This window comes from Klebsiella sp. CN_Kp113 (assembly GCF_040064585.1).
Taxonomy (GTDB): Bacteria; Pseudomonadota; Gammaproteobacteria; order Enterobacterales; family Enterobacteriaceae; genus Klebsiella; species Klebsiella michiganensis.
The window spans coordinates 1-9,505 of record NZ_JBEAID010000058.1 but is presented as its reverse complement, the minus strand read 5'-3'; the positions used below and the strand labels follow the sequence as shown (position 1 = coordinate 9,505).

At 53.7% G+C, this 9,505-nt stretch carries 8 protein-coding genes and 1 pseudogene; 3 read left to right on the top strand and 6 right to left on the bottom strand.

Annotated elements, in window-relative coordinates; all coding sequences use genetic code 11:
• Positions 1–280 precede the first annotated feature (280 nt).
• Both ABLV30_RS26875 and ABLV30_RS26870 read left to right on the top strand, forming a co-directional pair.
• A complete protein-coding gene (locus ABLV30_RS26875; RefSeq protein WP_014230413.1) occupies positions 281–736 on the top strand; it encodes a DUF4385 domain-containing protein in 456 nt (151 codons plus the stop codon).
• Positions 737–1,009: 273 nt separating this feature from the next.
• Entirely contained in the window at positions 1,010–2,308 is a 1,299-nt protein-coding gene (locus ABLV30_RS26870; RefSeq protein WP_004853296.1) for an MFS transporter, read from the top strand.
• 2 nt (positions 2,309–2,310) lie between these two features.
• Here ABLV30_RS26870 and ABLV30_RS26865 read toward each other — a convergent pair whose 3' ends face one another.
• The 5 genes from ABLV30_RS26865 to trxC all read right to left on the bottom strand — a co-directional run bounded on the left by ABLV30_RS26865 (position 2,311) and on the right by trxC (position 8,033).
• Positions 2,311–2,637 (bottom strand): YfiM family lipoprotein, encoded by a 327-nt coding sequence (locus ABLV30_RS26865; protein WP_014839230.1) that lies wholly within the window; start codon positions 2,635–2,637, stop codon positions 2,311–2,313.
• A 39-nt stretch (positions 2,638–2,676) separates the two neighbouring features.
• The gene (gene pssA / locus ABLV30_RS26860; RefSeq protein WP_014230410.1) at positions 2,677–4,032 is read right to left on the bottom strand and encodes a CDP-diacylglycerol--serine O-phosphatidyltransferase; all 1,356 of its coding nucleotides are present in this window, start codon (positions 4,030–4,032) and stop codon (positions 2,677–2,679) included.
• 93 nt (positions 4,033–4,125) lie between these two features.
• Entirely contained in the window at positions 4,126–6,804 is a 2,679-nt protein-coding gene (gene pat / locus ABLV30_RS26855) for a protein lysine acetyltransferase (RefSeq protein WP_025106576.1), read from the bottom strand.
• 35 nt (positions 6,805–6,839) lie between these two features.
• Positions 6,840–7,538: a tRNA-uridine aminocarboxypropyltransferase gene (locus ABLV30_RS26850; protein ID WP_265802174.1), complete on the bottom strand. Its 699-nt coding sequence runs from the start codon at positions 7,536–7,538 to the stop codon at positions 6,840–6,842.
• A 69-nt stretch (positions 7,539–7,607) separates the two neighbouring features.
• Positions 7,608–8,033, bottom strand: coding sequence for a thioredoxin TrxC (gene trxC / locus ABLV30_RS26845; protein WP_004104599.1), 426 nt, complete (start codon positions 8,031–8,033; stop codon positions 7,608–7,610).
• A 203-nt stretch (positions 8,034–8,236) separates the two neighbouring features.
• Between trxC and ABLV30_RS26840 the strand changes: the two genes are divergently transcribed.
• Positions 8,237–9,310: a tRNA/rRNA methyltransferase gene (locus ABLV30_RS26840; protein ID WP_014230406.1), complete on the top strand. Its 1,074-nt coding sequence runs from the start codon at positions 8,237–8,239 to the stop codon at positions 9,308–9,310.
• 50 nt (positions 9,311–9,360) lie between these two features.
• Here ABLV30_RS26840 and ABLV30_RS26835 read toward each other — a convergent pair.
• Positions 9,361–9,505: pseudogene (locus ABLV30_RS26835) on the bottom strand (IS4 family transposase); the annotation flags it as partial.

Sequence of the window (9,505 nt, the reverse complement as noted above, 5' to 3'; positions counted from 1 at the left end):
AGTAGGGAACTGCCAGGCATCAAACAAGTGAAGAGCCCATCCTGACGGATGGGCTCTTTGCGTTTTTGTCGTCTGAACCGACCGGACATCGGTTTACCCATAAAACCCAACTCCGCGGTCATTTCTGCCTTTTACTCCCTGCTTTCATCCACATCTTCATAATAATAACCTGCCGGTTTTATGCGGGCTCTCTGTATAAATATACAGAAGATTCCACTAGCCACACTTCAGTCTTATGTACCAGGCTTATAACGTGTATCAGCCAGCCCGTGAGAAAATAATGGCCATTAAGCCTTTTAATTACCAGCAAGACTTTTCCAGCATCGATTTTCGCCAGCATCCGGAGTTTTATCAGGTAGGAAGAGGTGAACAGGGCGTGTTGTTGGTTGAACCCTATAAAAGCGAAATTCTTCCCTACTGGCGCTATAAAGATGAAGCATCGGCGATTGAATCTGCGAGGAAAATTTATCAGCTCTTCGAGTTCTATCGACAGCAGAATGATTTTGTCGGTATGGATATGGCGCGCAAATTTATTCAGATGGGCTACACCCGGGCAAGGCGTTATGCCAATTACAAAGGCGGTAAAAAATACGCGAAGGAGGGGCACCTGAATTCGCGAGGTAATGATCCTGTTAAGGCGGCAGCTGCGGCAGTTTTCAAACAATGGTGGGATAAGCTTCGTCAGGATGAAGATTATCTCCAGCGAAAAAAGAAACATCAGGCTCATTGGGGATAATTTTCAGCATCGATCTTCCCGCCCCACATAAATTTGTGCCGCAATATCGCCTGTATAAAAACCTGTTCTGGCCCGCTATTCACCATATTTTACTTTGCTAATCCTGAAGAATCTCCTTTTAATCGCGAAAACCTGCAGTACGAAAAAAAATGTGAATGGCATCACAAACTAAAAAATAACAATTATATAACATTTAATTTACTAATCGATTTGTCTGATTGAGCGGGGTCACCCGACGCGGCAGATTGCAGTCTTTGCTGGAGCAGAATTACAATGACAGAAAGCAGTATTAGCGAACGCGGATCCCAGGATCAGGGTGATACCCGGCGCCGTATATGGGCAATTGTGGGGGCGTCATCAGGGAATTTGGTGGAATGGTTTGATTTCTACGTCTATTCATTTTGCTCACTCTACTTTGCGCACATCTTCTTTCCTTCTGGCAACACCACTACGCAATTGTTACAAACTGCAGGGGTATTTGCGGCGGGTTTTCTGATGCGTCCGATCGGGGGATGGATATTCGGGCGCATTGCCGATCGTCGTGGACGTAAAACCTCTATGCTTATCTCCGTATGCATGATGTGTTTTGGTTCACTGGTGATTGCCTGCCTGCCGGGTTATGCAACGATAGGGACCTGGGCCCCGGCTCTGCTGCTACTTGCACGCCTGTTCCAGGGCCTGTCCGTTGGCGGAGAATACGGTACCAGCGCGACCTATATGAGCGAAGTCGCGGTGGAAGGAAAGAAAGGTTTCTATGCCTCATTTCAATACGTCACGCTGATTGGTGGGCAACTTCTGGCCGTGCTTGTTGTGGTTGCCTTGCAGCAGATCCTCAGCGATGAAGAGCTTCATGCCTGGGGATGGCGTATCCCGTTTGCTCTTGGCGCAGTCCTGGCTATTGTTGCCCTGTGGCTGAGACGACAGCTGGACGAAACGTCTAAACAGGAAACGCGCGCGTTAAAAGAAGCGGGATCGTTTAAAGGATTATGGCGTAACCGTAAGGCATTTATCATGGTGCTCGGATTCACTGCCGCAGGGTCGTTAAGCTTTTATACCTTTACAACCTATATGCAGAAATATCTGGTCAACACCGCAGGCATGAGCGCGGGTACCGCCAGCATGATTATGACCGCTGCCTTATTTGTTTATATGCTTGTTCAGCCGCTTTTCGGCGCGCTTTCGGATAAGATTGGCCGCCGGACCTCAATGCTCTGTTTTGGCGTACTCGTCACCGTCTTCACTGTCCCGATTCTCAATGCATTACAGAACGTGAGTTCACCGTATGCGGCATTTGCTTTAGTGATATGCGCCCTGTTGATAGTAAGCTTCTATACCTCAATCAGTGGCATTCTGAAGGCCGAAATGTTTCCGGCTCAGGTTCGTGCCCTGGGGGTTGGACTCTCTTATGCGGTGGCCAATGCGCTATTTGGCGGCTCGGCAGAGTATGTCGCGCTGTCGCTAAAATCAGCGGGAATTGAGCACGCCTTTTACTGGTACGTGACCGTCATGGGCGCGATTGCCTTCCTGGTCTCCCTGACGCTGCATCGTAAAGGCAAGGGGCTACGTTTGTAGCATTACTGATGTGCCAGCTGCCATACCGCATAGCCGGTAGTGGCACCTGCCACATCCCAGGCAAAATCTTTCCAGCTCCAGCCGCTCCCTGACGGGCGGCTGTCCCATAGCTCCTTCGATGCCCCTAAGCTCACGGAAAACATAAAGCCTATAGCGGCACTCCGGTCGCGGCTATAGCCCTGATGCTGGGCATATTCGTTGCCTGCGGCGGAAAGCATGGCTGAGGCGAGGAAGTGTTGGGCTTTATCCTGGCCGCTCCATGAATCATTAGCCATATGGCTGCAGCCAGTCAGTAATAATAGTGGGGCAATAAGCATGATGACGCGCATACTAATTCCAGAAAAAGCCCCGCAGGGCGGGGCGTGAATTCAGAGAATACGGCTGATAAGGCGGTCGATTCGGATACGTCGCAGACGCCTGATCAGTTTGCGTACCTTTATCGGGTAATCGGCAATACTTTGTAGATCGCGATAGTGCTGAACGATCGTAGTATGTTTGCGGATGAGATTGAGCTCTTTTTCACGCATTGCGCCGAGCTGGTGTTTTGGATCGTGGATAAGTATCGCGTTTTCCAAATCCAGCCGCCATGCGCGCGGGTTCAGGTTATTGCCGGTCAGCAGCATCCATTCGTCATCAACCCACATGCCTTTCAGGTGGTAGCTGTTATCGTCGTCCTTCCATAAACGGACAATCAGCTGATCGGTATTGACATAATACTGCAGTCGGCTCAGGAAGCGTCGCAGATTGATTTCGTAAAGATAGGGCAGCGCTCCGATAATTTTAAACGGCTGATCTTCCGGAATATAGAAATCATTAGCGGTTTTATCACCAACGATAATTTCGACTTTCTTCCCGCTACGCAGCAGCTGGATGATATTACGTACCAGCAGAGCGGGCAGGTTGAAATAGGGGGTGCAGATAGTCAGCTTATGCTCAGCGCAGGGCATCAAATGAAAAATGGTTTTATTCAGCAGACTCGTCTTCCCGAGGCCCACTAACGGAGTGACCGACAGCTGGTCATCGTCAGCATTGCCGATAAAATGATAGCTGCTATCGCGGAGCTCCTGGCGATACTGGCGGATGTCATTTTTGATTTCCGGACTTTTTGGCCGATCGGCCCTGTCAAGGCGGTTAACGCCACGCCCTTGCACCAGGTTATTCTCAACCCAGTCGAACATCACATCAGCCATTTTACCGTTGCGAATGCACTGGTAGCGGTCGTAGCGATACTTATCGTGTTGATGCAGGTAAACATCATTCAGACTGGCGCCGCTGTAGAGAACGCTGTCATCAATGATAAAACCTTTGAAGTGGAGGACGCCGAGCGCTTCCCGGGTATTGACCGGAACGCCATAAACCGGGATATCGACACCGGGATTTTCCTGCGCCATGCGGCAGTACCAGTCGGCATTGGTGTTTGACGCCGCGACGCCAATACGCCCGCGCTGGGCGCGATGCCAGTCGACCAACACCTGAACATCTAATTCGGGACGCTGACGCTTAGCGTCATAGAGCGCCTGCAAAATTCCTTTGCCGCCATCATCCTGTTCCAGATAAAGCGCAATGATACAAATACGCTGGGTGGCTTGAGCTATCCTGGCCAGTAACGCTTGCCGAAAATCTGCCGGAGCGTAAAAGAACTCGATATCATCAACTGACTGAGAAAGCTTAGGGAGTTGGGCAAGGTGTTGTTGATGTTTATTGCGTTTAAATTTTGACAACATCACAGTGCGTTTCTTCTCTGTTTATTGAAGGGTCTTCTGTACCATGCAGACGACGTAAGCGGGCAATAATACCATTACTACCCGTTAAAGTAGTCAACAATTGCGGCCAGCCGTTTGTAATTGCTCAGGTACAAGATGTAGAGACAAACTGACAATTCCATCTTCAAGCTGAATATCAACCGAGAATCCTAGCTTTCTGGCGAGTCCGATCATGCCTTTATTATTCGGCATGGTAATGCCATTCAAACGCTGCAGGCCGTGGTTTTGCGTGTAGACAATCAGCTTTTCCAGGAGCTTGCGGCCTAACCCCATACCCTTCAGGTCGGAGCGCACCAGTACAGCAAACTCGGCATCGATATTATCCGGATCGGAGATCGCTCGCGTTACGCCGAGGATCTCGTTCCCCTCGGCGGTGGTGCGCACAGCAACAAAGGCCATTTCTCGATCGTAGTCGATCTGCGTCATATTGGCTAAATCATCATGAGTAAATTCGTTGATTTCGCTGAAGTAACGATAATAAAGATCTTCTTTCGTGACCTGAGCGATAAAGGCCATAAGCTGCGGCTCATCTTCCGGGAGGATGGGACGGAAAAGACAGCGTTCACCATTCTTCATCACCACCCACTCCTCCTGCTGCTGAGGGTAAGGGCGTATGGCCAGGCGACTTTCACTATCGCCGGTAAACGGTGCGAGAGTTAACGTGACATCAAGCGCGGTAAACTCGTGGCCGGAAGCCAGAAGAGGATGAATATCCAGGCGCTGTATTTCCGGACAGTCGACGATCAAATTCGATACCTGTACCAGAAGCTGGCTCAGGCCAGGAATATCGAGAGGGCGCAGCGCGCTGCGGCCGCGCACTTTTTTACTTTTGATGGCCTGGATAACCAGATAGCGCGCAAGGTTCATATTCAGCGGCGGGAGCGCGACGGCGGCCTGATCCTCAGCCCGCCATTCGACGCCGCCTTCCCCCAGCATGATCAGCGGCCCAAAAACCGGATCGTGCTCAACGACAACCCGCAGCTCCTGTGCCCCGGCGCGATTAGCCATGCTTTGCACCAGCAGCCCGTGAATACGCGCCTGAGGCCAGGTCATTTTGACGCGATCTATAATCGCGTCCGCGGCCTGCTGTACCTCGGTAGCCGTGCGCAGATAAAGCATAACCCCCTGAACTTCCGACTTGTGCGGAATATCAGGCGAGCGCAGCTTCAGAGCGACGGGGTAGCCAATCTGCTCGGCAATATGTACAGCCTCGGCGCTATCAGCGGCAATCCACGTCGGCAGGGTATGAATACCGTAAGCGTGCAGAACGGGGCTCACTTCATGGGTATCCAGCGACGTTGCGCCTTCATTCATTGCCCGTTGCAGCAGGTTGTACGCTTCGGCAGCGTTAGTGGTTAACGAATCTGACAGGACCGGGGTTTCCCTGAGCTGTTTCTGGTTACGCCGGTACTCCACCATGTGCATAAAAGCGGTAATGGTTCCTTCAGGCGTTCGATAGGTCGGCAGCCCCGCATCGCTAAACAGGCGCCGGGCTTCTTGTGAAGAGAACTCACCGCACCAGTTGGTAAGAACCGTAACGTATTTGCCGCGCGGGTGGCGCTTCAGGGCGTCAATCAGCGCCAGCGCGCTCTCTGTTCCCGGTGCGGCAGCGCTGGGAGAGTGGATCACCAGCAGCGCATCGTAGTCATGGCTATCCAGCAGTACGTTCAACGCTTTGAGGTAATGCTCGCTGCTGGCGTCATCGCGGAGATCCAGCGGGTTGGCAATATCGATGGTTTCAGGTAATGCCTGACGGAGAGCGCTGCTGGTCTCTTCGCTGAGCGCGGCGAGTTTGCCGTTACGCAGCCAGAGCTCATCCAGCGCCAGCGCAGCCGGAGCGGCGCCGTTGCTGATTATCATCAGTTTCTCGCCGCGCAGCGGGCGCATGTGGCTGAGGGTTTCGACCGCTGAGAACAGCTCGTGCGTGTCCTGTACGCGCAATAAACCTGCGCGCTGAATAGCGGCGTCCCAGGCCGGATCCATGCCAGAGTTGACGTGCAGAAGCTTCTGCGCAGCCGGACTGCGTCCGCTTTTTATCACCAGGATCGGCTTATTACGCGATGCGCTACGGGCCGCAGAGACAAAACGACGGGCATCGCTGAGGTGTTCGAGATAAAGCAAAATGGCGCTGGTTTTACTATCGCGAGCGAGGAAATCAAGCAGGTCATCAACGTCGATGTCCAGACTATCCCCCAGCGCAATAAAGTAAGAAAAACCCATCTCGCGCTGCTGGGCCCAGTCGAGGATGGTATTGGAGACCGCCGCCGATTGCGAAATAAACGCCAGTTTGCCGCGATGAATAGGCACCGGCGAAAAGCTGGCGTTGAGGCCCTGCCACGGCGCAAGCAGGCCAAGGCTGTTAGGGCCGAGCAGACGCATCTGGTAGCGGGAGGCGCATTCAAGCAGCGCGGGATACTGTTCGGGGATGGAGGAGAGAATGATGCAGGTTTTGCACCCTTTTTGCCCCAGCGCTTCCAGCAGCTCAAGATTTCGGCGGGCGTTAGTACAAAGCACGGCGAGATCGGGCGTGAAGGGGAGACTGTCGACGTCAGGCCAGGCCAGTACGCCCTGAACCGCTTTCCACGCTGGCGTTACGGGGAGAACGGGGCCGCTAAATCCGCCCGCCAGCAGGTTGCGCATCATCAGATAACCGGCGCGCTGTGGTTTCATTGATGCGCCAATAACGGCGATCGACTTTGGCCGCAGCAATGCTTCCAGGCCTCGTTGGCTCATACCGGTCTCCTTTGATCCCCAGTGACCGAATGATTTTAAACGTTTTCTGTCAGTTGTGCTGTGATACTGCCCTTATGCTGAGTTTTTCCTGCCAGGTAGCGCGCTCTGAATAAGCTGAAGTGCTCGCCAAGGGCCGTGGCTGCGTTTTTATCTCCTGCGAGATCCAGCAGCGCAATCGCGACTTCGGCAGTACAGTATTGGCCTTCTGCGTGAGCTTCCCGCAGGTGATAAGCGGAGATACGCGACAGATCGACGGAAATCATCGGCAGCGCGTCAAGCCAGGGGCTTTTACGGAACATTTTTCGCGCTTCGGGCCAGGTGCCGTCGAGCATAATAAACAGCGGTGGTTTACCCGGGGGTGGGGAATCAAGTACCTGACGCTCTGGGCCAGCATAAGAGGCAGGAAAAACCACCATCGGCTGATATTGCGCGTCGGCGACGAGATCGAGAAGCGCCTGCGGCGGTTCGGTTCGTGACCACTGAAAGGCCTCCGTATCCGGCAGGATATCGGCAATCAGGCGGCCGGTATTGCTGGGCTTCATTGGCTCGGTATCGAACATCACCAGGCAAAAACGGCTGGCGGCGGCAGCCGGCTTGAGGGTGGCGCAAAGGCACTGCTTCAACGGCAGCAAGCAACGCTGGCAGCGGTGGATACGGTTGCCGCGAGCAAGAAAAGGCCTGGTGGCGCGCGCGAGGCGTTCGGCGCGAAGGCGAAGGACGGCGTTATCAGTCATGGGGATCGCTAAGAAAAAACGCCATTGTCGCAGAGGAGAAAACGGGGCACAAGCGGTGCCCCGTGAGGTTTACTGCTGGCCTGCTTCGTTTAGCCAGCTATCGAAAGGTGCTTTAGGTACGGCGCCATTGAGCATGTCGATAACTTCGCCATTTTTAAACATCATAATGGTCGGGATGCTGCGAATGCGGAAGCGAGCGCTCAGTTCACGCTCCATTTCGGTATTCACTTTCACGAAACGCATTTCGCCGCTGCGTTCTTCAGCCACATCTTCAAAGATTGGCGCAAAGTTACGGCAGGGGCCACACCACGGCGCCCAGAAATCAACAACCACGGGCAGATCGTCCTTCAGCAGTTTATCCAGCGTTGCCCCGGTCGCGTTGATCACATCGCCATCAAAAAGATCGTGACCGCAGCGCCCGCATTTCGCGCCATCGGCGCTACGATCGTCGGGGATGCGGTTCAGAGCCTGACAACTGGCACAAACGGTATTCATAACTAACCTCTGGTTATGGGTTGCAGCGCGGCACGTGGCCGATTTGTTTCTGTAATGTTACATATTATCGATGCACTGCGAATAAAGGACAATGAGTTTTATTCAATGAATACGATAGACTCAGGCTTTTAAATGAAATAATGGCTAAGTGATGGCACATCGGGTAATCTGCGCGCTTCGCGCAGCGCAGGTGGAGAAAATGAATGAGCGACGACGAACTGAAAAATAAAAGCGGCAAGGTCAAAGTGATGTATGTCCGCAGTGATGATGATTCTGACCGACGTACCCATAACCCGCGTACCGGGAAGGGCGGGGGACGTCCAGGAAAGTCTCGTGTTGACGGTCGTAACCGCCCTGCGCGCGATGAAAAAGAGAGCCGCGGTGGCGATCGTAGACGTGACGATCGCAAGCGTGAAGGCTTTGGCGGCGAGGGCTCCTCTCCGTGGCGTACCGTATCCCGCGCGCCGGGCGATGAGGCGCCGGTAAAAGCGGATCACGGCGGGATCAGCGGAAAAAGCTTTATCGATCCTGAAGTACTGCGCCGCCAGCGCGCGGAAGAAACCCGCGTTTATGGTGAAAACGCCTGCCAGGCGCTGTTCCAGAGCCGTCCGGACGCTATCGTTCGCGCCTGGTTTATCCAGAGCGTGACCCCGCGCTTCAAAGAAGCTCTACGCTGGATGGCGGCGAATCGTAAAGCCTATCACGTGGTCGATGAAGCAGAGCTGGCGAAAGCGTCCGGCACTGAACACCACGGCGGGGTTTGCTTCCTGATTAAAAAGCGCCACGGCACTTCCGTTGAGCAGTGGGTGGCTAAATCCGACGCTGAAGATTGTGTTCTGGCGCTGGAAGATGTCGGCAACCCGCATAACCTCGGCGCGATTATGCGCAGCTGTGCGCACTTTGGCGTCAAAGGCGTGATTGTGCAGGATGCCGGCGTTATGGAGTCCGGCGCCGCGATTCGTACTGCGGAAGGCGGCGCGGAGCACGTTGAGCCGATTACGGGCGACAGCTTCATCGATACGCTCGAGCGCTTCCGTAAAGCGGGCTACGCGATTGTTTCTACTTCCAGCCATAACGGGACTCCGCTGTTCAAAGCCGAGCTGCCGAAGAAAATGGTGCTGGTGTTAGGGCAGGAGAGTGACGGTCTTTCTGACGCCGCTATCTCCAGCGCCGATCTGAACATCGCGATTGAAGGCACCGGCAACGTTGAAAGCCTGAACGTGTCCGTAGCAACCGGCGTGCTGCTGGCTGAATGGTGGCGGCAGAACAAGGCGTAACACCTTGTCTCAGAGTCAAAATGCCAGCGTAATGCTGTAATGCCAGTCAGTTAAGCAACTGACTGGCCCTTTTTAGGGGCTGTGGGGTATCTCCAGGGCCTCTCCTTTACCACTCGCGGGAAGGCCCTTTCCCTTCTTGTCGGTAATTTTACCAGTTGCCCCATGCTTTCAAGATCGCGCATCAGCTCCGGGATA

Excerpts from the sequence above, each read along its gene's own strand:
- ABLV30_RS26875 (WP_014230413.1), top strand. The coding sequence starts at position 281 with ATGGCCATTAAGCCTTTTAATTACCAGCAAGACTTTTCCAGCATCGAT.
- ABLV30_RS26870 (WP_004853296.1), top strand. The coding sequence starts at position 1,010 with ATGACAGAAAGCAGTATTAGCGAACGCGGATCCCAGGATCAGGGTGAT.
- ABLV30_RS26865 (WP_014839230.1), bottom strand. The coding sequence starts at position 2,637 with ATGCGCGTCATCATGCTTATTGCCCCACTATTATTACTGACTGGCTGC.
- pssA (WP_014230410.1), bottom strand. The coding sequence starts at position 4,032 with ATGTTGTCAAAATTTAAACGCAATAAACATCAACAACACCTTGCCCAA.
- pat (WP_025106576.1), bottom strand. The coding sequence starts at position 6,804 with ATGAGCCAACGAGGCCTGGAAGCATTGCTGCGGCCAAAGTCGATCGCC.
- ABLV30_RS26850 (WP_265802174.1), bottom strand. The coding sequence starts at position 7,538 with ATGACTGATAACGCCGTCCTTCGCCTTCGCGCCGAACGCCTCGCGCGC.
- trxC (WP_004104599.1), bottom strand. The coding sequence starts at position 8,033 with ATGAATACCGTTTGTGCCAGTTGTCAGGCTCTGAACCGCATCCCCGAC.
- ABLV30_RS26840 (WP_014230406.1), top strand. The coding sequence starts at position 8,237 with ATGAGCGACGACGAACTGAAAAATAAAAGCGGCAAGGTCAAAGTGATG.